At 39.9% G+C, this 23,624-nt stretch carries 24 protein-coding genes and 3 pseudogenes; 14 read left to right on the forward strand and 13 right to left on the reverse strand.

Going from position 1 to position 23,624, the window contains the following annotated elements; all coding sequences use genetic code 11:
* The first annotated feature begins 226 nt into the window (after positions 1–226).
* The 8 genes and pseudogenes from PN838_RS22445 to PN838_RS26710 all read left to right on the forward strand — a co-directional run bounded on the left by PN838_RS22445 (position 227) and on the right by PN838_RS26710 (position 6,740).
* The gene (locus PN838_RS22445; protein WP_272182033.1) at positions 227–1,462 is read left to right on the forward strand and encodes an NADH:flavin oxidoreductase/NADH oxidase family protein; all 1,236 of its coding nucleotides are present in this window, start codon (positions 227–229) and stop codon (positions 1,460–1,462) included.
* 227 nt (positions 1,463–1,689) lie between these two features.
* Positions 1,690–2,496: a putative hydro-lyase gene (locus PN838_RS22450; protein WP_272182034.1), complete on the forward strand. Its 807-nt coding sequence runs from the start codon at positions 1,690–1,692 to the stop codon at positions 2,494–2,496.
* A 6-nt stretch (positions 2,497–2,502) separates the two neighbouring features.
* Positions 2,503–3,249, forward strand: coding sequence for a 5-oxoprolinase subunit PxpA (locus tag PN838_RS22455; protein WP_272182035.1), 747 nt, complete (start codon positions 2,503–2,505; stop codon positions 3,247–3,249).
* A gap of 206 nt (positions 3,250–3,455) precedes the next feature.
* Positions 3,456–4,039: pseudogene (locus PN838_RS22460) on the forward strand (5-oxoprolinase subunit B family protein).
* Positions 4,036–5,004, forward strand: coding sequence for a 5-oxoprolinase subunit C family protein (locus tag PN838_RS22465; RefSeq protein WP_272182036.1), 969 nt, complete (start codon positions 4,036–4,038; stop codon positions 5,002–5,004). The pseudogene PN838_RS22460 and the gene PN838_RS22465 overlap by 4 nt, the downstream one beginning before the upstream one ends.
* Before the next feature lie 50 nt (positions 5,005–5,054).
* Entirely contained in the window at positions 5,055–5,873 is an 819-nt protein-coding gene (locus PN838_RS22470) for a glutamate cyclase domain-containing protein (protein ID WP_272182037.1), read from the forward strand.
* Positions 5,870–6,517: an aminotransferase class IV gene (locus PN838_RS22475; protein WP_334313430.1), complete on the forward strand. Its 648-nt coding sequence runs from the start codon at positions 5,870–5,872 to the stop codon at positions 6,515–6,517. The genes PN838_RS22470 and PN838_RS22475 overlap by 4 nt, the downstream gene beginning before the upstream one ends.
* Positions 6,507–6,740 (forward strand): hypothetical protein, encoded by a 234-nt coding sequence (locus PN838_RS26710; protein ID WP_334313431.1) that lies wholly within the window; start codon positions 6,507–6,509, stop codon positions 6,738–6,740. The genes PN838_RS22475 and PN838_RS26710 overlap by 11 nt, the downstream gene beginning before the upstream one ends.
* Before the next feature lie 435 nt (positions 6,741–7,175).
* Here PN838_RS26710 and PN838_RS22480 read toward each other — a convergent pair whose 3' ends face one another.
* Complete coding sequence (locus PN838_RS22480) at positions 7,176–7,370, reverse strand: hypothetical protein (protein WP_272182038.1); 195 nt, start codon at positions 7,368–7,370, stop codon at positions 7,176–7,178.
* 222 nt (positions 7,371–7,592) lie between these two features.
* Positions 7,593–7,826, reverse strand: a complete 234-nt coding sequence (locus PN838_RS22485) for a hypothetical protein (protein ID WP_272182039.1) — start codon at positions 7,824–7,826, stop codon at positions 7,593–7,595.
* Positions 7,827–8,392: 566 nt separating this feature from the next.
* Here PN838_RS22485 and PN838_RS22490 point away from each other — a divergent pair.
* The 3 genes from PN838_RS22490 (at position 8,393) to PN838_RS22500 (ending at position 9,962) form a co-directional block, all read left to right on the forward strand.
* Positions 8,393–8,716 (forward strand): hypothetical protein, encoded by a 324-nt coding sequence (locus PN838_RS22490; RefSeq protein WP_272182040.1) that lies wholly within the window; start codon positions 8,393–8,395, stop codon positions 8,714–8,716.
* A 25-nt stretch (positions 8,717–8,741) separates the two neighbouring features.
* Entirely contained in the window at positions 8,742–9,515 is a 774-nt protein-coding gene (locus PN838_RS22495; protein ID WP_272182691.1) for a class I SAM-dependent methyltransferase, read from the forward strand.
* Between the two features lie 171 nt (positions 9,516–9,686).
* A complete protein-coding gene (locus PN838_RS22500; RefSeq protein WP_272182041.1) occupies positions 9,687–9,962 on the forward strand; it encodes a hypothetical protein in 276 nt (91 codons plus the stop codon).
* A gap of 175 nt (positions 9,963–10,137) precedes the next feature.
* Here the strand turns inward: PN838_RS22500 and PN838_RS22505 are convergent, their stop codons facing one another.
* The 4 genes from PN838_RS22505 to PN838_RS22520 form a co-directional block, all read right to left on the reverse strand.
* A complete protein-coding gene (locus PN838_RS22505) occupies positions 10,138–11,226 on the reverse strand; it encodes an S-methyl thiohydantoin desulfurase family protein (RefSeq protein ID WP_272182042.1) in 1,089 nt (362 codons plus the stop codon).
* A 119-nt stretch (positions 11,227–11,345) separates the two neighbouring features.
* Entirely contained in the window at positions 11,346–11,480 is a 135-nt protein-coding gene (locus PN838_RS22510) for a hypothetical protein (RefSeq protein ID WP_272182043.1), read from the reverse strand.
* Between the two features lie 74 nt (positions 11,481–11,554).
* Positions 11,555–12,622, reverse strand: a complete 1,068-nt coding sequence (locus PN838_RS22515; RefSeq protein WP_272182044.1) for a cytosine permease — start codon at positions 12,620–12,622, stop codon at positions 11,555–11,557.
* A 62-nt stretch (positions 12,623–12,684) separates the two neighbouring features.
* Positions 12,685–14,814 carry a TonB-dependent receptor gene (locus tag PN838_RS22520; RefSeq protein WP_272182045.1) on the reverse strand — a complete coding sequence of 710 codons (2,130 nt, stop codon included), beginning with the start codon at positions 14,812–14,814 and terminating at the stop codon, positions 12,685–12,687.
* A gap of 195 nt (positions 14,815–15,009) precedes the next feature.
* On the opposite strand from PN838_RS22520, the gene PN838_RS22525 reads away from it, so the two are divergent.
* Positions 15,010–15,510: an Lrp/AsnC family transcriptional regulator gene (locus PN838_RS22525; RefSeq protein ID WP_272182046.1), complete on the forward strand. Its 501-nt coding sequence runs from the start codon at positions 15,010–15,012 to the stop codon at positions 15,508–15,510.
* Positions 15,511–15,726: 216 nt separating this feature from the next.
* Here PN838_RS22525 and sugE read toward each other — a convergent pair whose 3' ends face one another.
* Positions 15,727–16,044, reverse strand: coding sequence for a quaternary ammonium compound efflux SMR transporter SugE (gene sugE / locus PN838_RS22530; protein WP_272182047.1), 318 nt, complete (start codon positions 16,042–16,044; stop codon positions 15,727–15,729).
* Positions 16,045–16,503: 459 nt separating this feature from the next.
* On the opposite strand from sugE, the gene PN838_RS22535 reads away from it, so the two are divergent.
* Both PN838_RS22535 and PN838_RS22540 read left to right on the forward strand, forming a co-directional pair.
* A complete protein-coding gene (locus PN838_RS22535; protein ID WP_272182048.1) occupies positions 16,504–17,484 on the forward strand; it encodes a sulfatase-like hydrolase/transferase in 981 nt (326 codons plus the stop codon).
* A gap of 6 nt (positions 17,485–17,490) precedes the next feature.
* Positions 17,491–18,375 (forward strand): HEAT repeat domain-containing protein, encoded by an 885-nt coding sequence (locus tag PN838_RS22540; RefSeq protein WP_272182049.1) that lies wholly within the window; start codon positions 17,491–17,493, stop codon positions 18,373–18,375.
* Positions 18,376–18,745: 370 nt separating this feature from the next.
* On the opposite strand, the gene PN838_RS22545 is transcribed toward PN838_RS22540, so the two are convergent.
* From PN838_RS22545 to PN838_RS22570, 6 genes and pseudogenes are all read right to left on the reverse strand, one after another.
* A complete protein-coding gene (locus PN838_RS22545; protein WP_334313432.1) occupies positions 18,746–19,405 on the reverse strand; it encodes a universal stress protein in 660 nt (219 codons plus the stop codon).
* 199 nt (positions 19,406–19,604) lie between these two features.
* Positions 19,605–21,093: pseudogene (locus PN838_RS22550) on the reverse strand (SulP family inorganic anion transporter).
* A gap of 400 nt (positions 21,094–21,493) precedes the next feature.
* Positions 21,494–21,676 (reverse strand): DUF2496 domain-containing protein, encoded by a 183-nt coding sequence (locus tag PN838_RS22555; RefSeq protein WP_215964288.1) that lies wholly within the window; start codon positions 21,674–21,676, stop codon positions 21,494–21,496.
* Positions 21,677–21,678: 2 nt separating this feature from the next.
* Positions 21,679–21,951: a late competence development ComFB family protein gene (locus PN838_RS22560; RefSeq protein ID WP_215964289.1), complete on the reverse strand. Its 273-nt coding sequence runs from the start codon at positions 21,949–21,951 to the stop codon at positions 21,679–21,681.
* Positions 21,952–22,080: 129 nt separating this feature from the next.
* Positions 22,081–22,994, reverse strand: a pseudogene (locus PN838_RS22565) (histone deacetylase family protein).
* Positions 22,994–23,593 (reverse strand): primosomal replication protein, encoded by a 600-nt coding sequence (locus tag PN838_RS22570; protein ID WP_272182050.1) that lies wholly within the window; start codon positions 23,591–23,593, stop codon positions 22,994–22,996. Before PN838_RS22570 ends, PN838_RS22565 begins: the two are co-directional and overlap by 1 nt.
* Positions 23,594–23,624 lie beyond the last annotated feature (31 nt).

Genomic DNA, 23,624 nt, shown 5'->3' on the forward strand with positions numbered 1-23,624 from the left:
TTTGCGCTATCATGTCGCCTTGAAAGCGTCGAGTTGAGCCGTTATGTCAGTTGCTTTCCACTAAATAAAGCCAGTTTGTCGTAATAACGAAAAGCAGACGTTGCGACACTTGATAATTTGGATAGCTCCCCAATCTTCATAGTTTACCCAACAATATGTTGAATCTAAAGTTAGCTTTAACTTTAAAAAATTCATCAATCAATTATTCACTTTAAAGAGTCTATTTATGCCCAACCGAGTTGATCTATTTTCGTCGTTTACGTTACCAAGCGGTTTAACGTTAAAAAATCGAGCCGTTAAAGCCTCGATGGAGGAAGGGCTAGGAAATGGACAGCAATTACCAGACAGTGAAATATTCAAATTGTATCAGACATGGAGTGAAGGTGGCGTAGGCACGATTTTAACCGGAAATGTGATGGTAGACCGTCTAGCGATGACCGGCCCAGGCGGGATCGCCCTAGAACATAATACTGACCTACGTCCTTTTGTAGAATGGGCACACAAGGGTAAACTGAATGGTGCCCGACTAATCATGCAAATTAATCATCCGGGTCGTCAAGTATTCGCTAACATGGAAGGTAAAGTATTGTCACCGTCCGATGTGGCGTTAGATCTAGGCAAACACAGTAAATTGTTTGGTCAACCCAAAGCAATGACCGAAGAAGAGATTACCGACGTGATCAATCGCTTTGTTACGACCTCAAAACGTGCATATGATGCTGGGTTTGATGGGGTTGAAATTCATGCCGCACATGGATACTTGATTGCCCAGTTTTTGTCTCCACTTACCAACAAACGGCATGATAAGTGGGGCGGAGAAATTGAAAATCGAGCTCGTCTTTTATTCGTCATTATCGAACAAGTTAAAGAAGCTGTGCCGTCACACTTTAGCGTCTCAGTAAAACTTAATTCAGCCGACTTTCAACGTGGCGGTTTTGATGTTGACGACGCCGAGTGGGTTGTTAAAAAGCTGTCAATGTTAGGCCTTGACTTTGTCGAACTTTCCGGTGGTAGCTACGAATCACCTGCGATGCAGGGTAAAACTGCAGATGGTCGTACCTTGCAAAGAGAGGCATACTTTTTGGAATTTGCAGCGAAAATTGCTAAAGTGACAGACCTGCCAATTATGACAACGGGCGGGATTAAACGGTTGCCAGTTGCTCGACATGTTGTCAATTCAGGACCGCAGTTAGTCGGAATTGCAAGTGCATTCGCCTTTGTTCCAAACTTAGTCGATAGATGGCAATTAGATTCTCAATTTGTTGCACAAACAAAAGTTGTTCGTTGGCACGACAAAACATTAAGCGGTTTAGCAAATATGGCATTAGTGACAAGTCAACTGCGTCGTATAGGTAACGGCAAGAAGCCGAAAACCAATGCATCTGGGATTTGGGCGTTACTTATTGATCAAATTAGAAAACGCGCATTAACAAAACGTTATATTGCTAATAAATCTGAATAATGGCTGTATCGATATATCTACGGAATATAGTTAACAATATGTTTTGTTAAGCCTTAAATAACTAATTTTCAGTAGGCAAATTATTGTCTTAGTCTTAATATAGCCTTAAGCGGTTATATGAACTGTCGCAACAGCCTCCCAAAAGACGAATGAATAGTGTAGAGGTTTGTTTTTCGTGTTTTTTAGTTCTTTGTAACTAGGAAATTAAGTTAATAGGTAATAAAACGATGGCTAGCTCAATAAATATGGACCAACTTCATCCTGCACAAATCCGGAAAATGATCCGTGATGGTGAATGGCAAACACATACTTCTGGTTTAGCGAATGGCTATGTTCAATGTAATTTGGTGATATTGCCTGAATCAGACGCTAACTTTTTCCTGCGTTTTTGCCAGCGTAATCCAAAATCCTGTCCAATAATTGCTATGTCGTCTGAAGTCGGTTCTCCATTTGTTGATGTTGGTGGTGAAGAACCAATCGATATTCGCACAGATTTACCTATGTTTAAGATATTCGAGAAGGGCGTCGTTGTCGATGAGGTCCCTGACATCAGGTCGGTATGGCGAGATGATTTAGTCGTCTTTTTGTTAGGGTGCTCATTTTCGTTTGAAGAAGCTTTATTGGCTGATGGCATCGAAATTAGAAACATTACCGAGCAAGTAAATGTACCAATGTACAACACTAACATTGCCAATAGTGCTGTTGGGCCTTTAGGAGGTCAATTGGTTGTTAGTATGCGACCTATGTTAGCGGCTGATGCAATTCGGTCTGTTCAGATCTGTAGCCGTTTTCCGAGTGTTCACGGTGCGCCTGTTCATTTTGGTGACCCAAGCTTGATTGGAATAAAGGACATTGGAACACCTGATTATGGTGATGCGGTAACGATTAAAAAGAATGAAGTTCCGGTGTTTTGGGCATGCGGTGTCACACCTCAAAATGTTGTACGAGAAGCCAAACTCGATTTTTGTATCACTCATAGTCCGGGCTGCATGCTGATAACGGATATTCCTAATAGCAAACTTTCGGTTTTATAAATAAACATGACAACAAAATTAAAATTAAATTGTGATTTAGGTGAGAGCTTTGGTTCATGGACAATGGGACTAGACGACGCTGTCATGCCGCATATCGATATGGCTAATATTGCCTGTGGTTTCCATGCAGGTGATCCAGACGTGATGTTTAATACCCTGTTGTTGGCAAAGAAATACAATACAGTTATAGGTGCGCATCCCTCGTATCCAGACCTGCAAGGGTTTGGTCGGCGCTCGCTAAATTGCAGTAAGCAAGAAATTACCAACATGGTTGTTTATCAAGTAAGTGCTTTGATTGGGATGGCTTCGACGCTCGGTTTGACAGTAGATTATGTCAAACCTCACGGTGCTTTATATAACGACATGATGAAGGACAGCGCAATTCAAGACGCAATATGTTGTGCCATAAAATTGTTAAATCAGTCGGGACATTCGTTAAAACTCATGATGTTAGCAACCAAAGATAACGCTAAGCATGCAGACACGGCCGCACAACAAGGTGTGTCTTTACTATTTGAATCTTTTGCAGACCGTCGTTATACCGATGAAGGCACTTTACAACCTAGAAGTGAAAAAGGTTCAGTGTTGGATAAGGACGAAATTCTCGTCCAAGTGCGACAATTATTGAACGCTCAGGTAACCACTGCAACGGGTAATCAACTCGCTGTCAATTCAGATACAATTTGTGTACATGGCGATAATGAAGCCGGTGTGAGTTTAATCGCTGACATTCATAAACTATGTAATAGCTAAGTCGTTTATATTGTTCCAACTTTACTTTACAAACACAGAAAAGCAGGGCACTTAAATAAAATGTCTGACAATTTAATTCGAGTTGAAGTCGCGTCTGAACGCGCGTTGATAGTTTATTTTGAGCAAGAACTATCAACTAAACTGGCCGCTATTATTAGCCTTTTTGCCAGCAATTAGATCAACATCGTGGTGCGTTAACCTTAGAGGTGATCCCATCTTATACCTCTGTGCTTGTCCAATATTCACCATTTGAAACAGATCATTTTGCCATCCAAAAGTTAATATCCAACGTGTTCGAACAATTAGAGACGCAACTAGGCGATACGTTAAACTCGAGTCCAACAGATTTGGCTGAAAATAAAGCCGCAAATGTTGTAGAGTTGCCAGTATACTATGGCGATGAAGTCGCGTTGGACCTAGAACGTATTGCGCTTCATCATAACTTGTCGAAAGAACAGGTGATTGATATTCACTGCAAACAGTTGTATCGAGTTTTTGCCATCGGTTTTGCCCTGGATTTGGATACTTAGGTGAAGTCGACAGCCGTATTGCAATGCCTCGGTTAGAAACCCCACGGATGACAGTACCAAAAGGCGCTGTAGCGATAGCCGATAGGCAAACAGCCATTTATCCAGCGGTTTCCATAAGTGGTTGGAATATTATTGGACGTTGCCCAATTGCTATGTTTAATCCTGCAACTGTACCCCATATGCCTTTTTCGGTTGGTGATAGCGTTAAGTTTAAAGCCATAGATAAAGTGCAGTTTGTGGAACTAGGAGGCGAATTATGACAGCAGTTATTGCCAACGGATTTGTTGTAAAACAACCGGGCATGTTAAGCCTTATCCAAGACGCAGGACGTTTTGGTCAACACCATTTAGGATTAACTGAGGGTGGACCGGCTGATAAAAACGCATTTGATTGGTGTCATCGGCTTTTAGAAAACGTAAATAACGAAACTGCAATTGAAGTCTCAATTGGTGGTTTGATTTTGCAAAGTCACTGCCATACAACCGGTTGTATAACTGGGGCGAATAATGTTGTGAAGAAAAATGGCAAAGTGCTACCACTTTGGCAAACATTTGAAATTGTCCCTAACGATGTTATTGAGTTTGGTTACGCTACAACTGGTGTTCGCAATTATTTTTCTGTCGCTGGTGGTTTTCAAATGCAACCTCAATTTGGCAGTTGCGCAACGGTTGTCCGAGAAGGTATCGGTGGCATAAATGGCAAAGCACTCACCGCAGGCGATAATTTAGCGACAATGAGTAATAAAAATAAACGGGTTTGTTCTTTGGCAAAATCCAAACAACCTGAGTATTTAGATGCGGTTCAGTTACGTATTGTTTTAGGCTATCAACTTGACTGGTTTACAAACCATCAAGTTCAACGATTTTTAAACGCCAGTTATGAAGTTAGTAAACAATGGGACCGTATGGGCTATCGGTTATCGGGGGCAAAGATTTCCGCTAATAAAACCGCCATGTACTCTGAGGGCATAGCACTAGGCAGCGTGCAAATTCCGGCAGATGGTCAACCAATTATTTTATTGCACGATAGGCAAACCATAGGCGGGTATCCTAAAATTGGAACCGTTTTATCTTTAGACTTAGACCGACTCACTCAATGTAGGCAAGGCGCCAAAATAACATTTGAGTCGATTTCTATCGAGCAAGCGCACAATGCCTTACATTTGGCGAAATTCAATTTTGAAAATACGTCGGTGGTGAAAGCTAACGATGTAGCGGGTAGTTAGATTATGAAAAAACGTCGAAACAAATTAGTTGTGAGATTGAAGATAGGCTAGTGGCCCTAGATGTTAGGGGAATGCAGTTTGCTCAGCGTTGTTTGTCAGAAGGGTATTATTACCGGGCGGCTAAATTACTGAACAAAGTAAATGGCACAGTGTTAATTGGCACTGGCTTTCCAATTGATGACACCTATGAAACCGATGGGCCGGTTGAGGCGATAGTGCTTTATCAAGCACTTAAATCCTGCGGCATGTCGCCGATTATTGTTTGTGGAGACCCCCTATATTCCGCATTGGAACCTGACTTCGACTGTCTAAAATTACGAGTTGATGATGATATAAACGCTAAGTTTGTAGCGCAATCAGCATTGGCAGACATTGAACCTGATTTGATCATCTCCATTGAACGCCCCAGTAGTACGGCGGATGGCACCTACCGCAATATGTTTGGGCTCGACATTTCATCAAGATGCGCCAGATTTGATGATTTTATTCTGTATGCTTCTTGCCCTACAATTGGTATAGGCGATGGGGGTAATGAAATTGGCATGGGGAATATTGCCAAGAAGCTGGCTAAGCTAGACATTCATGCGTCGACCACTCGATGTGATGAATTGTTAGTGGCAGATGTTTCTAATTGGGCTGCATACGGTTTATTAGGAATGTTGGGAGTAATTCGCCACCAAGATTATTTGGCGAATGTAAATCCAAAGGCAATCTTGCAATACTTATCAGACCGTGGAAGTGTCGACGGCGTAACAAAGCAAAATACATTAACCGAAGATAGTTTAAGTTACACAGAAGGGTTGTCGGTGATAGCTGACATTCGCGCCTTATGTGGCAATATTGAAAATAAAGCTCAGGAAACAATATGAATATCGTATTTTTAAATGGTGAATATATGGCGCCAAGCGAAGCAAAAATATCCCCGATGGATCGTGGCTTTTTGTTTGGCGATGGCATTTACGAAGTTATCCCGAGTTACGGTGGTAAGTTTGTTGGTCTGGAATTGCATTTACAACGCATGTTCCAAGGATTAGCGCATATTGATTTGGAGCACCATTTCACTATTGAAGAGTTTAATGGCATTTGTGAACACTTGGCAATGCAAAATGGCGCTGGCAACTTAGGGATCTATATTCAAATATCTCGAGGCACTTCACCTGTTCGCCAGCACGGATTTACGGATGACTTAGTACCAACCGTATTTGCGTATGCTTTCGAAATTCCGCCAATGCCAGATGCAGATGATAAAAATCGTCATTTTTATAAAGTGAATACGCAAGTTGATGCGCGTTGGCAAAAACGTCATATAAAATCGACGTCTTTATTAGGCAACGTTTTACATTATCAAAATAGTAAAGACGCTGGATTTGACGAAACGTTGTTATTTAACGATGCAAATGAGCTTACCGAAGCGGCTGCTTGTAATGTCTTTATTGTAAAAGACAATGTTATCTATACACCATTGCTTGATAACCAAAAGCTTCCTGAGTATAACCCGCGCAATGATCATTAATATTGTTAAACAATATAGTGATATTTCATTGGTTGAAGGCGTTATTACCCGTTCAGAAGTAGAAGCTGCGGATGAAATTTGGATAACAAGCTCGTCAAAACAAATTGCGCCAGTTTGTCAGCTTGACTCAGCACCAGTTGGCAATGGCAGCGATTATCCGGTTTGGTATCAAGTACAGACGTTGTTTTCGCAGCATATGTTTGACGATACAAGTGTAAGTTAGGTGTAGTAACACGGTATTTTAAGGAAAAACGTCATTCCAATTAAACGGAATGGCGTCATCCCAAAAGAGCCACAGCGATATTAGGGATCTCCAACCAAGTGCAGAGGAAGTTCATAATTCGCCCTAAATTGACTCATAATTTCAGAACAAAAACGTCATTCCAAAAGAGCCTAAGCGATATTTGGAACCTCCAACCAAGTGCAGAGGAATGTCATATTTCGCCCTAAATTGACTCATAATTTCAGAACAAAAAACGTCATTCCAAAAGAGCCTAAGCGATATTTGGGATCTCCAACCAAGTGCAGAGGAAGTCCATAATTCGCCCTAAATTGACTCATAATTTCAGAACAAAAAACGTCATTCCAAAAGAGCCTAAGCGATATTTGGAACCTCCAACCGAGTGCAGAGGAATGTCATATTTCGCCCTAAATTGACTCATAATTTCAGAACAAAAAACGTCATTCCAAAAGAGCCTAAGCGATATTTGGAACCTCCAACCGATTGCAGAGGAAGTTCATAATTCGCCTTGCAGGCTGCGGCTTTCTTTGCCCTGCGGGCGGCTATTTCGCCTAAAGGCGAGTCACTTTTCTCAACAGCTAGAAAAGTAACCAAAGAGCCGCTTTCGGCCAAATCCCTAATCCTTAATTGATATTTATATTATCGTCGAAGACGGAATGTACGCACATCCCTATGCACATTCCTTGCAACGGCGTCCCTGCCGTTCACTTCGAGATATAAATCTCAACTAAGGGGGATTTAGACGAAGTAATCTGTAGCCTGAACTTTAAGTGTAATAGTACGTTGTTTTGAATAAAACCGTCATCCCTAATAAACAGAAAAAACCGTCATCCCCTAGCTTGTAATATGAGTCGAGCCTAAGCGATATTTGGGATCTCCAACCGAGTGCAGAGGAATGTCATATTTCGCCCTAAATTGACTCATAATTTCAGAACAAAAAAACGTCATTCCAAAAGAGCCTAAGCGATATTTGGGATCTCCAACCAAGTGCAGAGGAATGTCATATTTCGCCTTGCAGGCTGCGCCTTTCTTTGCCCTGCGGGCGGCTATTTCGACTGCGTCGACCATACTTTTGCAACAGCCGCTCTTTGTATCTAAGATCATGTAGGCAAAAAGGCCGCTTTCGACCAAATCCCTAATCCTTAATTGATATTTATATTATCGTCGAAGACGGAATGTACGCACATCCCTATGCACATTCCTTGCAACGGCGTCCCTGCCGTTCACTTCGAGATATAAATCTCAACTAAGGGGATTTAGACGAAGTAATCTGTAGCCTGAACTTTAAGTGTAATAGTACGTTGTTTTGAATAAAACCGTCATCCCCTAGCTTGTAATATGAGTCGAGTCACAGCGATATTAGGGATCTCCAACCAAGTGCAGAGGAAGTTCATGATTCACATTAAATTGGCTCATAATTTCAGAACAAAAAACTTCATCCCAAAAGAGCCACAGCGATATTAGGGATCTCCAACCGAGTGCAGAGGAAGTAATAAAATCAGCGACTCTGACCCCACTGGTCGGTTTTATTAACGTTGGTAAGTGGCAATGAATTAAATAATTTGCTACTAATATAATCATTGTTAAAAGAGGAAAGTTTCCTCTGTTTAAGCTGTCATACAGCATGAGAGTAAATGGACATAAAAGAGTATATTGAATGTTTCGACGAAATTTCCCACTTAAGTAGGGATAAACAGTTTACCGTGCTTGAAAAGGCTCGAGACGAAATTCAATCAAACACTTCATTACCTAGTTTTGCATTTATTGCGTTTATTGTGCGAGTCAGTTTTATCTTTTTATTCTTAGGTGCCAATTATTTCCTCTGGGAGCTTTCGATTTTGAAATTTGTTGTTTCGGTGCTGTTAGGCTTACTATTTGCCAGAGTTCTTGTTTCTGAAATTAATAGCCGTTTAATGCTGAGAGGACTTAAACGAGTACTGCGCAAAAACACCGATTAACGACTAAATTGGTATACGGATGAAAATGGATTATTTGAGTATAAATAAACAAGCGTGGGACAGAAGAACGAAGGTTCATGTTGAGTCTGAGTTTTATGACGTTGCGTCATTTAAAAATGGGAAATGCTCGTTAAATCCAGTTGAGTTGAATCAAGTTGGAAATGTACAAGGAAAATCGCTACTTCATCTACAATGTCATTTTGGTCAGGATACCTTGTCATGGGCGCGCTTGGGGGCGGAAGTTACTGGTGTAGATTTATCTGCTGATGCAATCGAGCAGGCAAACTTTTTGAAGCAATCGTTGGGCCTAACAGCCAATTTTATAGAAAATGACGTTGTTCAATTCGGTCGTGAAAACTCCCAACAATTTGATATCGTATTTACGTCATACGGTGTGCTGTGCTGGTTATCCAATTTAACGGATTGGGCGCAAATAATTTATAGTTCATTAAAACCCGGTGGTGAGTTTCACCTAGTTGAGTTTCATGCTTTTAATGACTTGTTGTCGGGTTATTCTTATTTCCCTAATGATGCGCCTGATATCGAAGAAGAAGGTACTTATACCGAAAACTGCGATGGTAGTCGCTCAACCATTGTGACCTGGCCGCATTCCATTAGTGAAGTTATCAATGCTTTAATAGTTGCGGGATTAACAATTGAGTCTTTCTCTGAATACCCTTTTAGCCCTTATAAATGCTTTGATGGCTTAGAGTTAGTACCAGATTTAGGGTATCAAATGTTGCATAAGGGTCAGCAGGTTCCATTATTGTATTCAATTAAAGCAAGAAAAACCGGATAAAAAACTGTCTGTGAAAGCGACTCACTATCTGCACTACTAGTTATTTTTATATTGCCGACGGCCGGTTAAGTCGGTTACTAAAAAACGAGTTGTGAGCTTTGCGACATACACTAATTTTAGACGGCGATAATAAGCCCTTAAGGGCGATTTCAGTTGTTCACGAGGATTATAGTGTCAAATATTAACGTTGTATTAATTATTACAGTGGCTACATTTTTTAGCGTGGTTACAAGCGCTTCACCAACATCTAATGAGTTTGTGCCTTGCAATAAATTAGCTGTGGCCACGTTGCAACAATGTTTAGATAATGATGCCGACCGCTGCTGGTTTAAATCAAAAACTAAATATAAGTCATGTCGAATAGAAGTGATTGAAAATCATGTTACTGACGCTGAAAAAATAACAGCGGAGAAACAACAAATAGATGACATTAAGAAAAATATTTAATGAAGCCGGTGGGGACGAGCTCTTCGACAATACTTGGTAAGTGAATATCTAATTGTGTTTATCTGGACATTCATGTGTTTACAAATGTTGAAATACCCTAAAATAATTTGGTTTTTTACTTGAGGGCAATCAAGGTTTGTGTTGTTGGTTTAACTATTATGGCTTAAATATACCGCTAGATAGCGGGATTGTAATCTGTTTGAAGACCCAGATATTTAGGGCCAAATACATTAAGACCTTTCTCTGTTGTGAATTCTTTTGGGGCCGGCAGAATAACAATTGCTACATTCATACCATTGACAAAGTTAGGGTTGGTAACGGGTTCTAATTTGTCCATGTCTAGGCAGCAAATTAAGTCTGGAATAGTGACATCAATTTTGCCATCAAGTGTTGCCGATAAGTTTTCGTTTTTAACATTAACCCGATATTGCCTACCTGCAAACTCACCTTCGCCAGCGATGTTAAATGAGCCAATTGTAAAGCCTTCGATAGTACTAAATTCGAAGTCAGTTACTACCCCTCTAAAGCGTACTATTCCCTTACCAAATTCAGCGACGCGTGTCGCAATGTCTATGTTTTGCTCTTTGGCATATCGGTAGGCTTCGCCAATAGCCAAAGCTTTTGAAATTGTCCCCTTGATTACAGCATGTTTCATAATTGAAACCGGTAGGGCGTGATCGATAGCGGCTATGTCGTTACGACTAACCATAGCTAACGCACGGACAATGCTTTCAGCCCTTTGATCATCTATTACATTTTCGCAAATAAAACATTCACCAAATTCGTTTGCTGTAATAATTGGTGCGGCTGGTAAATTGTTTAGGTAATAAGTTGAATGTGTGATTTCAGGTACGGCCCTTCCAGCAGGATCTGCGTCCACTATCACGCCATCTATCATCGCAGCCAGATAAAATGATATTGCCGTATTGGAGCCACCTAACTCGCAGCAAATAGTGCCGTGAAACTGAGCACCTGTGTATTCCTGCAATCGTTTAAATGCAGTCATAATCGGTGGTTGCTTCGACTGGGGTAAACCTTGGTATGTATCATCTTGCTCAATCGCTAGTGCGCCTAACATATAAGGCGTACAAAGCATTTTGTCATCGTCTAACTGATCAATGTCGACAAGTTTGAACTCTTTTCCAGCGGCAAGTGCTTTTTCAATAAACTCAAAACCTTCAGCAAGTTCACCACCACCACCAGTGCCTAATATTGCACAGCCATAGAGGATGTCTGATATTTGTTGTCTGTTAAGATTTTTCATATAACTCAGCTTATAAATTCTTAAATTGACAATATTCTACATAGCGCGAAAAAATTAAATGTTTGAAAATACGACATTGCACAAACGAAAATTTTTACTATTCACGTACTATAAAAACATTAATTAGTTTGATGATTAAATTGGCATAAGAACCAGTAAACACCTGCCGAAATAACAAAGGCGTCAATTGCTTCAACACCGGAAAAACTTATCCCACTTTGGTTTGATAAATAGGTCGCGACTACGCCAAACATCCAAGCCGTAATTGCCGAAACGTTGAAGTCTTTTATGTCGGAAAGCTTTTCAATCTTATAAATACGTTTTTGATTTATGATAAAAAGTCAACCACATAGATAGCGGCGACTGGGGTAAATATGATGGCTAAACTGAACAAAAAGTCTGTGAATGAATCTAGTAGATTTAGAGTTGACGCTGCGGTTCCAAATAGACCGGCAATAACAACCAGTTTACGTTCGGCAATTTTGGTAAACACAGAACTTAATCCTAGGCCAATACTGTATAAATTAACAACATTGGTGACCCAGCTAGAGATAATGAGCAACGTAAATGCAAAAAATCCTAAACCTAAAGTGAGCATGACATTGAGTACGTCAGATTCCATTAATAAGATCCCTGACATCGCTGAAACAATATATACAAAGCTGCTTAGTCCAAGAAAAGGAAGAAAAGAAGAAATCGCCGTGTCTTTGTTTGTTTTGGCAAACCGTGTAAAGTCTGGCATCAAAACAACGCTGACAATAAAACTTCCCACGACCGCTGAAACGGCTTCGCCAAAACTAAGTTCATAGGGAATGAAAGTTGAAGTACTTGTTGGTCCTTGCCAAGTTAAGGTTTGATACAACATAAACACTAAAATTAAGGCTAGGATAGGCACAAATAAATTGGAGACTTTTTCGAGTAAAGTAAAACCCCAAATTGTGGTAATGGTAATGACGATACCTAAGCAAATCTCTAACAACCAAACGGGCGGGGAAAGATCAAACTCCTGTTGTAACAGGGCTAAACTTACTTCACTAAAGAGGTCAATGTTTACGCCATACCACCCAAGTAAAGATAGAACAAAAGCAAAAGAAATTAAATTGGCTCCCTTTATGCCAAATACAAACTTCATTGTCATATAAGAGGTTATTCGGTTATAGCGGCCAACTAACCCGGTGACATAACCTAATATTGATAAGATAAAGCCACCAAGAATGAAGACCATAAGACTGTCTTTAAATCCTAATGAGGTGCCTATTTCTAACCCTGTTATTAAACCGGGAACTGCAAATGCCAAATTACCGTTAATCATACCAATGCCGACACCTCCAACTGTTTTATTTAGTGGAACCGGCGTCGTTGTATAATTTTGAATTACGTCATCGTGTTTTGCCATTTGGCCAACTTATTAATTTAAAGTCCCCATAAGAGGACTTAAGTTTTCGTTAAAGTTCTTAGTTAAAAGCTATAGCTGGCTTCCATTACGATACTTCTAGGTTTGTTCGGTTGACGCGCTAAATCAGTCACACCATCGGCAAACAAAAAGATATCTTCAATAGTACGTTCATCAGTTAAGTTCTTTGCTGCTAATTTTATTGTCCATGAATCTGAACGAATACCAATTGAAGCATTAACAAACTGATCCGAAGATGACGTTACATCCGGCATCTCGATATCGAACGACTTAGGGCCTTCACCATAAAAGTTGCCGTGAGCAAAAAGCTGCCAATTGGCATTCAGCTCGGTTTCATAGTCAGCTGAAAAAGAAAAGTTATAATCAGCCACATAAACCTGAGAGTATCCCTCTAATTCAGGACGGTCTGAAAATTCAACAATTTCCGAATTAACCTTACCTAAACTGGCTCGTAAATTTAAGTTCTGGCTAACTTTATATCCAAGTTCAAACTCAAATCCAGACGTTTCTACGGTGTCGATACCCAAGTTTTCTAAGGTGAAGGTATCAACATTAAACTGAGTAATTTGAGCATCTGACTGTGCGATGAAAAATGCCGCGCCGTTAATTGTCAATCCGTCAAATATAGTAGATTTGAACCCCGCCTCGTAGCTGTCGGAAACTTCTTTATCAAATGTTCGGCTAATCCCTTCGGCAGGCTCATTAAAGCCGCCACTTCTAAAACCTTTTGAGTAACCAGTATAAATGAGTACGTCTTTTTGTAGTTGATAACCAATTGTTATTTTAGGTTGCCATTGCGCAAAACTTTTTTCTGCAAAAGTATCTGCTTGGTAGTTCGGATCGTACGATTGACGGTCGTCTTGGTCAAAACGCAGAGCACCAGTGAGCTCCAGTTTGTCGGTAATGTCGTAGTTAATTTGACCCGCGATACCGTATGCTTTGCTTGAATTAATATCGGCAATTGTTAAGTAAATTTGGTCGGCTGGAAAATCAGCAGCAAACAGAGATACATCGCCCTCAAAGTCATCATAAAAATTGACGGTATTGTCGCGTTCTCGATCTTGATAAAAAGCAGCGACAGACCAGCGAAGTTGTTTATCATTGTTTGATGTAAAACGAGATTCTAAGGTCGTTGATTCAACCTTAAAATGGCCTCCGGTTGCAAATGGCGCTCGGAACCAATCAGGTTCGTCAATATAGGTAGGATCTGCTGAATAGTCACCATCGTAAAAATGTTCATCATCAGATGAATTGTAAGCGGCAATAATTTCGAAGGTACCGAGTTCGAACTCTTTATTTAATTTGGCGCTAAATTCAGTCACATCACGTTCGTCAATATTGTTAACGTTTTGTGAAGTCTCAATATCAAAATCTTCTTTGTTGTGCTCCGAGACATTTTGATAATAGGCAAATCCAGCTTCGGTTGTGGTGTAGCGTCCTTGAAGGCTTATTTCACTGCCATACAATCCTTCAAATTGTACTTTACCAAATACCCCTGTCTCTTCTAGAAAGTCGCTTTCTTTATTTAGGAAAGTATTTTTAATCTGTCCATCCGTGCCCTTTGTATATGCACCAACCCTAAAATAACCATCAGTATCTTTAGTTAAGCCACCAGAAATTGTCGTCCCTAAATGATATGAACCCGCATTACCAATTGAGGCTTTAACATTGCCTTCCAATTCGTCATAGCCATCTTTTGTGGTGATCAAAATCGCCCCACCGACAGCTCCACGTCCATATAAAGCGCCTTGAGCACCACGCATGACTTCAATGCGTTCAATATCCACCATTTCTTGGTTAATAAATTCAATATCAGAGGCCGTTATACCGTCGACTACATAAGCAATCGGAGGATCGCCAACTTGAGGAGTCACTAGCCCGCGAATCGTTATTCGAGACAAGCCAGGTCTAAAGTTGTCTAGTTGACCTAAGTTAGGCGTCAAATTTGCAATATCACTAAAGTTTTTAATATTAGCATTTTCAATTGTGTTGCCTGAAATTGCGGTGATTGAATCCGGTACGCTTTGAATGGTTTCAACGCGTCCACGAGCTGTTACTGTAATCTTCTCAATATCTTGCTCAACAGAGGTTTCTTGTCCCTGAGCTAATGCGGTGGTTGATATTGAAAAACTAACAGAAGCGGCAAGTAGTGAAAGGCGATAGTTATTATTCATGTTCATTTCCAACTTAAGGCTGATTACTTGTGGTTATTTTTTATCTAATTAGTATTAAACGCCTTATTCACAAAATAATATTTTGTATTGCCCACTAATTCTGTACATTATTTAGCGCCTATTACGCTACAGCTACAAAAAATTGCCATTTAAGCTGATACCATCTCGTCCTTACCATATGGAATAAGCAAACTTATGAAAAAATCTATTAAAATAGATACGTATAATAAAAAGATTTTGGCGACCTTGCATTTGCAAGCTGATTTAACCAATGTTGAATTAGCTGAAATCGTTAATTTGTCTCCTAGCGCTTGTTTTCAAAGAGTTAAATCTCTAAAAGAAGCGGGGTACTTCAGAACTTTTCATGCTGACGTCGACTTAGACCAAATTTGTGAACATATATTGGCCTATATAGAATTTACTTTAGACGATAATAGCGCGCCACAAATCCGAAGGTTTACTTCTGAACTTGAACAAATACCAGAAATTATGGACTGCATGCAATTAAGTGGAGATGTTGATTTTATCTCACTAAGTTGCTTTCCAAACCTTAAGGCGCTCAATGATACGTGCAATGTATTATCGGAAAATAGTTCTCTTTGTATTAAACGAATAAAAACGAGAATTGTTTTAGAAAGAACAAAATGGTTTTTAGGATACCCGTTGGAAAAGCTCAAGTGGTTAGATGAACATTAAGCCCATTTGAGTTGTGCAAACGCCGCAGCGTTAACGACTTCAAAAATAATGAGTTTAAATACCAACCCTCATAACCCAACTGGTTAATAATGAGGATTGGCATCAAAGCGAGTTTTATAAATGAAAGACAGTAAATCCAAAATCGGAGGAATTTGGTTAACTCCCGCTCTAAAAGCGAGGACTGTTTATCTTTTTAATGTAAGTTATTTAATCCAGTTAATTGTGGGCGAGCTTAAGACCGACAATTCCGGCGCATATTAACCCTAAGCTCACTAGCTTTAGTACGTCAGTCGACTCATCAAATAGCAATATGCCAAATACAGCAGTGCCGACAGCGCCAATACCTACCCATATCGCGTAGGCTGTGCCTACTGGAAGTGTTTTCAATGCGATACCTAATAATAAGAAGCTGGCGATAAGCGAAAACATAGTGCCAACCGTCGGCCAAAGTTTTGTAAAACCGTCCGTATATTTTAATCCAATGGCCCAGCTAATCTCAAATAAGCCCGCAATGAATAAAATTATCCAACTCATAAATACCTCTCAAATAGTTATGGGGCCGTCCCCTAATGAAATTTGAGAGGTGAGGTCGTCCTCACTTCGTAACCGTATGAGCCTGCAGTATAACTCATGTTTAGTAAATTATTTAGATTAGAAACCTTAGCGAGTTTTTCAACTATCTTCAATTTTGTTGCCTAGATATTAAGATTTTTCTCTGATTTAACTCGAAAAATGTAGGTCAAATTGATTTTAATACAATAGCTTTTTTGTCTTTTCACCGGTTACTAAAGGGAGTGGCATCATTACGCTGCTCGCAATAAAAATTTTCACCATTAAGTTTTATTATGGTTTTTGATTTGTGAATTGTTTTAATCCTAAGCATAAGCAAATACGCTCCCCCAACCGGTGTATAACTAATTAATGAAAAATTTTAAACGTGTTTTGAAAATTACGTCAGTTTTCTCCTCTCTGAGCTTGTTACTTATTTGTAAAATGGGTTTTACAGCGCAACGCCCCAATATCTTATGGCTGACCTTTGAAGATACAAGTGCCTATGAATTAAGTCTCTATGGTAATAAAGATGCAAAACAGCCAAATATTGATGCTTTGGCAGCGAGTAGTCTGGTTTTCCAACAAGCGGCGTCAAATGCACCGTATTGTTCGCCAGCAAGGTCGACGTTAATTTCGGGAAATTATGCCACCAGTTATGGTGCCGACCATCATCGTGCAGCGGTTGATGCAAGTCCGAGCCGATTGTATTTCCCAAGCTTATTAAAAGATGCGGGTTACTTCACGAGTAATAACAAAAAACGTGACTATAACGTTAAGCTTTCTAAAACAGAGTTGGCACAAATTTGGTCTGAGTATGACAAAAAAGCGACATATAACAGCCCAAAACGAAAATCAGAGCAACCTTTTTTCTCTGTTTTTAATGGCCATATGACACATATGAGTCGTTTGACGTCTTATACCACTGCACAACGTCGAGAATTTAGTCAATCTGCAGGTGTATCAAGCGATGCTAAACCAGACTACTTACCTGATTTACCAGAGATAAATTCTGATCATCAATTTCACTTAGAAGGTGTTGTGGATGTTGATAGTTGGGTTAAGTTTTTTATAGATGATTTAAAAGCAAAAGGTCTGTATGAAAATACGATTATATTTGTTTATTCTGACCACGGCGGAAGTTCACCGATGGGCAAAGGATTTTTGTCATTTAGACACTCACTGCAAGTACCTTTGGTGATCCACGTGCCAACTAAATTTAAGCATCTCGTACCGACTAATGTTGAGGCGTTACAAAACAAGCAAGTCAGTTTTGTCGACTTTGGACCTACGGTATTAAGTTTAGCGGGCATACCAACACCTAAAGAAATGCGTGGTCAGGCGTTTTTGGGCGAACTTGAAAACCATACAAGGCAATACAATCATAGCTTTAGAACCAATCAAGAAGACCATTTTGATCCCTGACGTGGGGTGAGTGATGGTCGCTATCATTTTGTGCAAACCTATTTGAAGCGCAAGCCTATAATGCTTAGAAATGATTTCCAATGGGGCATGCCGTCAAACATTGCACTGGATGAGTTTGCAAAGACTAAATCGGGTCAAGTGTTTAGAAGAAAATATTATAGTTTCAAACGCGGTGAGTATCTCTACGACACTAAAACCGACCCTTTGGAACAAACGCCGTTAAGAAATCTCACTGCGGAACAAATAGCGGTTCATAGCGAACTGACTGCGCAAGTGAGTCGTTTTATAAGAGAAACAAAAGACTTAGGTTTTGTGCCTGTGGAATTCAAGAAAGACAAACAATTTGAGCAATGGTTGGCTGCTGATTTCAATTACAATAAGCTTTATGATCTTGTCGAACTCGTCTCGACAGTTTCGTTAAATAATGTACCTGAGCTTACCAAACTGATTGATGACAAGTCGCCAGTTATCCGTTTCTGGGCGGTTCAGGGGTTTGCTGAACTTGCTGCTCAAGGTGTTTTGAAAAGTGTTCCAAAACGCTTTATTGAGGTGGCTAATAAAGATCATTCGGCGGTAAGTGCAGTTGCTCTTGAAACGTTAGTGTATTTAGAGCAAAAAGGAGCAGTGGAGGCATTGATTAAAAATGATTCTAAACTTCAAAAGCGTTCTGCCTTAGAAACAATTGCCTATCTTCGTCCAGAGTTATTGTTGTCACATGTAAGACGTCTCGAACAATCCAATTTAAATAAAACGACAGTAAAGGTGATTAAGTCAGCGCTTGGTGTTATTAAAGCAACCGCAATTGCGTCTAAAAAACAGCTTAAAGATGGGATCGCAGTGAACAAAGAGCGACGAGAACTCTACCCACTACCGAGTGTTAAGCAGAAATAAGAGTTATTGGTTGTAAGTCTTGAGGGCAGAAGCCACATAAATAGTACGTTTCTATGTAAGTTTTACGTATTTATTATGTGGCCTTTATCGTTTTTGGCGCGGGTTAACTGAGCATTAATAATATCTATTTTACTGAAAACTTATGTTGAAAATTAGCAGTACATCAATCTAAGTGGCTAATATTGAGGGGTAGTAATTCTGGAAAATGTATCTGGGCTTATTGCCTAAATTACCCCCAATCAACTGTTACTAACTCAACTGCTACTAACTCAACTAGCACGGGGCTTCCATTGCTCACCTTAACTCTTAAGTAACAATAAATGTGCCTTGTTTAAGACACATTTAATTACTCAAACTCTAGCTAGTAAGCTTAACGTAAAACAATTAAAGGCACTGCGATACGTTCAAGCATTTTAATAGTATTACTACCAACAAAAAATTGGCGTAGCTTTGAGTGGCCAAATGCCCCCATCACTACGAGGTCAATTGCATTTTCAACTTGATAGCGCAACAGCGTTTCATTGATATTACCTTCTAATACCGCCGTCGTTACGTTTAAGCCTTTGTCCTTGAGTCTTTCGGCCGCCGAGTTAAACTTATCTATTAACAGTGGTTCATTGTTTTTTATCGAAACGAGGTGGCAGTCTATTCCGTGCAATAACCCGCCGTCGATTACTTTTTGTAGCGCTCTATCAGCCGTTTCTCGTCCATCATAGGCGATCATAAATGACCTAGGTTCCACAAACTGTTCAGGCACAACAAAGACGGGGTCACTGGCTTTACGTAAAAGGGTTTCAAGATGTGAGCCTAACGCTTTAAAATCGCCTTCATGTTCGGCTCCTTTGCGTCCAATGACAATGAGACGTGTTTGGTCTTCAAGACTCATAATTGCATCGACAATATCTCCGTGTCGTTGCGCTTTCTCAATGTTTACAACACCACTTGAGCGCGCTGCCGTTGCCGCTGAATTTAGAAGTTCATCGCCCAATTTAACAGCAAGTCTGCTTTTTTGTTCATCGAGCTCAGTCATTTCCTTTAATAACTTGGACTGTGCACCAAGGCCAATCGCGCCACTGTAGTCATCGGCTCCATGTTGTTGCTTTTTTCCAGTGTATGCAAAAAGTTAGGTTTTATCTAACTTTTTTGCTGCCCATGTTCCAGCATTTACAACCGATGTTGTTATAGCTGAACCATCAATACATGTAATTATTTTTTCCATTATAATTTCCTTAGTGTCCACCTAGTAACTTATCAACTTCATTTGGATCATTATGCACACCAAATTTGTCGACAACGGTCTCTGTTGCTTCATTCATGCCTATGATATTGACAGTCGCCCCTTCTCTTCGAAATTTGATGACGACCTTATCCAATGAAGATACTGAGGTAATATCCCAAAAATGTGCATGGGTTAAATCAATAATGACAGTACTAACTACTTCTTTAAAGTCGAAGTAATCGATAAATTGCTCCGCGGAGGCAAAGAAGACTTGGCCTTTAACTTCATAGGTGCGAATTCGTTGGTCTTCGTCAAAATTTGACTTAACCACCATGAAACGTCCAATTTTATTAGCGAAGAATAGTGTCGCAAGCAATACGCCAATAAAGACACCTATCGCAAGATTATGGGTCATAACGACCACAACAACGGTGGTTATCATAACAATATTTGATGACAGTGGATGTTTCTTCAGATCGGTAATTGACGTCCAGGAAAAAGTCCCTATCGAAACCATAATCATTACAGCAACCAAAGCTGCCATAGGAATAAGGCGTAACCATTCATCCAAAAAGACGACCATTACCAATAGAAAAGCGCCGGCAACAAAGGTTGATAATCGGCCTCGGCCCCAGATTTAACGTTAATAATTGATTGACCAATCATGGCACAACCGGCCATGCCACCAAACAGTCCTGCGCCAATATTTGCTATGCCTTGACCTTTACACTCTTTATTTCTATCACTCGTGGTGTCTGTTAAGTCGTCAACGATTGTCGCTGTCATCATTGACTCAAGTAAACCGACAACGGCAAGGCCAGCAGAATAAGGGAAGATAATCGCTAGTGTTTCAAAGTTAAGAGGTACATCAGGCCACAAAAAATAGGCAGAGTATCAGGCAGTTTCCCCATATCACTCACCGTTCGGATATCTAATCCCATGATCACGGATACTATCGTTAATGTAACAATACACACTAGAGGAGAAGGAATCGCTTTACCGATTACAGGTAAGTAGGGAAAAAGATAAATAATCATTAAGCCTGCGGTCGTCATGGCGTAAACATGCCATGTAACATTGGTCAGTTCGGGTAACTGGGCCATAAAGATCAAAATAGCGAGTGCGTTAACAAACCCTGTCACAACTGAGCGAGAAACAAAGCGCATCAACTCACCAAGGCGCAAAAATCCCGCCGCTATTTGCAATATACCGGTCAATAACGTTGCCGCGAGTAAATACTCAAGGCCATGTTCTTTGACTAGTGTAACCATAAGAAGCGCCATTGCACCTGTGGCTGCCGAGATCATACCCGGTCTTCCGCCGACGAAGGCAATTACGACAGCGATACAAAAAGATGCATACAATCCAACCTTAGGATCGACCCCTGCAATAATTGAGAAAGCGATAGCTTCAGGAATAAGGGCAAGCGCCACTACTATTCCCGCAAGCACATCACCGCGAATATTAGAGAGCCAGTCTCTTTTAATATGTTCAAGCATGAAAAATAACCTAATTGAAATTATCCTCTAAAATGAGGAATAAAAATTTAATGAAAGATGCAAACAAGTCTCGCGTTTGACGCGATAATCAGAGCTCTAAGACGAGCAAAAGGTAGGGGGAACTTATGGTGGCGTAAGTTTCAAAAAACCTCTATACAATGAAAATTTTACTCATTGTATATTACTTAATCAGTAGTTCAATTCACATTTTATATTTATTGGTAATAAAATACGTAAAAGTTGCATAACTGCTGCTATTTTCTGAGATTAAACAAAAAAATCCATCAATTGAATTTTAAGGTTATTAATTCACAGAGTTAGAAAAGTGGATCCTATTGGTAATTTTAAAACATGATAAATGGACATATATGATAATAATTATCAGCTATGTCCGTTTATTTTATTTCTGAATGGCTTTTTGTTGCAGATCTGACTTTACAAGTTCAATTGCGAGCAGGGCAACGTCAATATCGACTTTATTGTTTTCGAGAAGAAAAATTAAATCCACTGCCAGTTTCACGTGATCAGGAGCGTCCGCCAATGCATCGGTCTTAACCTGTTGTTCTAGTTGCTCTTCTAACACTTCTATTGATCTCGCCTTTCTCGTGAACTCATAAATTCAAGTGCACGTTCGATAGACTCTCGTACATTCATTTCCATTTCAAACCGTTCTGCAGCTGGTAGGTAGAAAGCCATGTCGACTTCATGGCGAATATATTTAGAAGGCAACTGGTTCAAAACGATACAACATAAATCGGACAAAAATTCATAATCAAATTTTTGATCTAACTTGTGTGCATTGATGTAATCAATTACCAGCTTTTCATAATAATTATGAATGTCGTCACTCATTTGCATAACGTGTCCTTAATTTAATGAAGATTAAAACCTTGTATCCGTTAACTTTAGCATCGAATAATTTGTTGTGACAATGCTTTGGCAATTTAGCCGCTATATTATAAGTTTTGGCAACCGATAAAGTGCGTGTTAAGTCGCGGTGAAGACATCAATAGCACTGCGAATGAGTTGCATGTGAACTTGGGTAAGTTTCGCGATATCTCGTTGATACCCACCACCAATTACCGCCATGATGGGTAAACCCAATTGTTTTGCGCGATTAAATACAAACTGATCACGCAAATAGATACCTTGGGTTGAAATGTTCAATAAGCCTAAGTCATCATCTTCATGGATATCAACTCCTGCGTCGTAAATGATAAAGTCAGGTTTAAAACTTTGCACTGCAGCGTCGAACGTTTCTTCTATTATAGGAAGGTATTCTGTATCACCGATGTGGCGGTCTAAACCAAGATCCCAATCACTTTGTTGTTTGCGCGTCGGGAAGTTTTTTCACAATGAATAGAAACCGTAAATATATTTGATTCATTTTCTGCGCACACTGCGGTGCCATCGCCCTGATGAACATCACAATCAAATATGAGGATGCGTTGAGCAAGATGATTATCTAAAAGGTATTTTGCAGCAATTGTAAGGTCATTAAATACACAAAAACCGGAGCCAAAGTCTGGGTGAGCATGATGGTAGCCCCCAGTACAATTGATGGCGATACTATGTTCTAAAGCTAGCTTAGCCGTCTCTAATGTCCCGTTAACGGCGGTTAAAGTTCGATTGACAAATTGTTGTGACCATTCAAATCCAATGCGTTTCATTGCTTTTGGTGATATTTGACCGCTGATGAAGTCTGCGACATATTGCTTAGTATGAATGGAACACAATAGGTCAGGACTGATATAACCCGGTACGGGGTTGCTGACGAGTTTATTTGGGTATGTGGCAAATGCCGTATCGAATAGCGCTTGGTATTTTTCGATTGGAAAACGGTGTCTTTTAGCGAGGTCGAGTTGGCTATAAATTGGATCGAAAACAACGGGAAGTTGCATTAATATTGCCTTTCGTCGAGTTTTTGAATTTGTTCTTCGATTTTACTGATTGCTTGACGGCAACGCCCCAATCGTTGGTGTGTGACTAGTACGTCATCTTGTAAAGTTTGGCGCTGAGCTTGCCCTGAATATTTATTAAGGGTTTGTTGTTTTTCGGCTACCATATCGACTAAACGTCGTTCAAATTCTTGTAATTTTGAAAGCTCTTCATAAAGTGAGCGACTCGATGCGCGGGCCTGTTTGGCAAATTGCTTCACTTTATTTATCTGTTTTCTATGTGTGGCGTTATACGTTTTACTTTTGGTATTAAGAACAACAGAGTTGAGTAGCCCACGAAAACAAGAAAACTGATCGGCGACTCGGACAGAAAGATGTTCCATCAGTTGTATGTTATGAATTGACCCCAACTTTTTGACGTTATTTTCGAGTTCTAATACGTAGTCTTTTAATTCATCTGAACGTGTGTAAAAAGTTGTAGAATTAAACAGATCATTTTTAGCAAACCATTTCTCGGGTAAAATAGATATCGCATTGAGTTGCTCTTTTAACGACTCAAATTGTTGACACAATATTTGATAGTTATTTGTACTTGAATTCATACGAACCAAAAATCCTACTTATTCTTAACAA

It is taken from the genome of Psychrosphaera algicola, from assembly GCF_028401425.1.
GTDB lineage: Bacteria > Pseudomonadota > Gammaproteobacteria > Enterobacterales > Alteromonadaceae > Psychrosphaera > Psychrosphaera algicola.

Coding starts and splice junctions, on each gene's coding strand:
- PN838_RS22545 (WP_334313432.1), bottom strand. CDS start 19,405: ATGACTGAGCTCGATGAACAAAAAAGCAGACTTGCTGTTAAATTGGGC.
- PN838_RS22515 (WP_272182044.1), bottom strand. CDS start 12,622: ATGGCAAAACACGATGACGTAATTCAAAATTATACAACGACGCCGGTT.
- PN838_RS22465 (WP_272182036.1), top strand. CDS start 4,036: ATGACAGCAGTTATTGCCAACGGATTTGTTGTAAAACAACCGGGCATG.
- PN838_RS22450 (WP_272182034.1), top strand. CDS start 1,690: ATGGCTAGCTCAATAAATATGGACCAACTTCATCCTGCACAAATCCGG.
- PN838_RS22560 (WP_215964289.1), bottom strand. CDS start 21,951: ATGCAAATGAGTGACGACATTCATAATTATTATGAAAAGCTGGTAATT.
- PN838_RS22505 (WP_272182042.1), bottom strand. CDS start 11,226: ATGAAAAATCTTAACAGACAACAAATATCAGACATCCTCTATGGCTGT.
- sugE (WP_272182047.1), bottom strand. CDS start 16,044: ATGAGTTGGATAATTTTATTCATTGCGGGCTTATTTGAGATTAGCTGG.
- PN838_RS22485 (WP_272182039.1), bottom strand. CDS start 7,826: ATGGTCGACGCAGTCGAAATAGCCGCCCGCAGGGCAAAGAAAGGCGCA.
- PN838_RS22520 (WP_272182045.1), bottom strand. CDS start 14,814: ATGAATAATAACTATCGCCTTTCACTACTTGCCGCTTCTGTTAGTTTT.
- PN838_RS22490 (WP_272182040.1), top strand. CDS start 8,393: ATGGACATAAAAGAGTATATTGAATGTTTCGACGAAATTTCCCACTTA.
- PN838_RS22455 (WP_272182035.1), top strand. CDS start 2,503: ATGACAACAAAATTAAAATTAAATTGTGATTTAGGTGAGAGCTTTGGT.
- PN838_RS22510 (WP_272182043.1), bottom strand. CDS start 11,480: ATGTTTGGCGTAGTCGCGACCTATTTATCAAACCAAAGTGGGATAAGT.
- PN838_RS22525 (WP_272182046.1), top strand. CDS start 15,010: ATGAAAAAATCTATTAAAATAGATACGTATAATAAAAAGATTTTGGCG.
- PN838_RS22445 (WP_272182033.1), top strand. CDS start 227: ATGCCCAACCGAGTTGATCTATTTTCGTCGTTTACGTTACCAAGCGGT.
- PN838_RS22475 (WP_334313430.1), top strand. CDS start 5,870: ATGAATATCGTATTTTTAAATGGTGAATATATGGCGCCAAGCGAAGCA.
- PN838_RS22495 (WP_272182691.1), top strand. CDS start 8,742: ATGGATTATTTGAGTATAAATAAACAAGCGTGGGACAGAAGAACGAAG.
- PN838_RS22570 (WP_272182050.1), bottom strand. CDS start 23,593: ATGAATTCAAGTACAAATAACTATCAAATATTGTGTCAACAATTTGAG.
- PN838_RS26710 (WP_334313431.1), top strand. CDS start 6,507: ATGATCATTAATATTGTTAAACAATATAGTGATATTTCATTGGTTGAA.
- PN838_RS22535 (WP_272182048.1), top strand. CDS start 16,504: ATGGGTTTTACAGCGCAACGCCCCAATATCTTATGGCTGACCTTTGAA.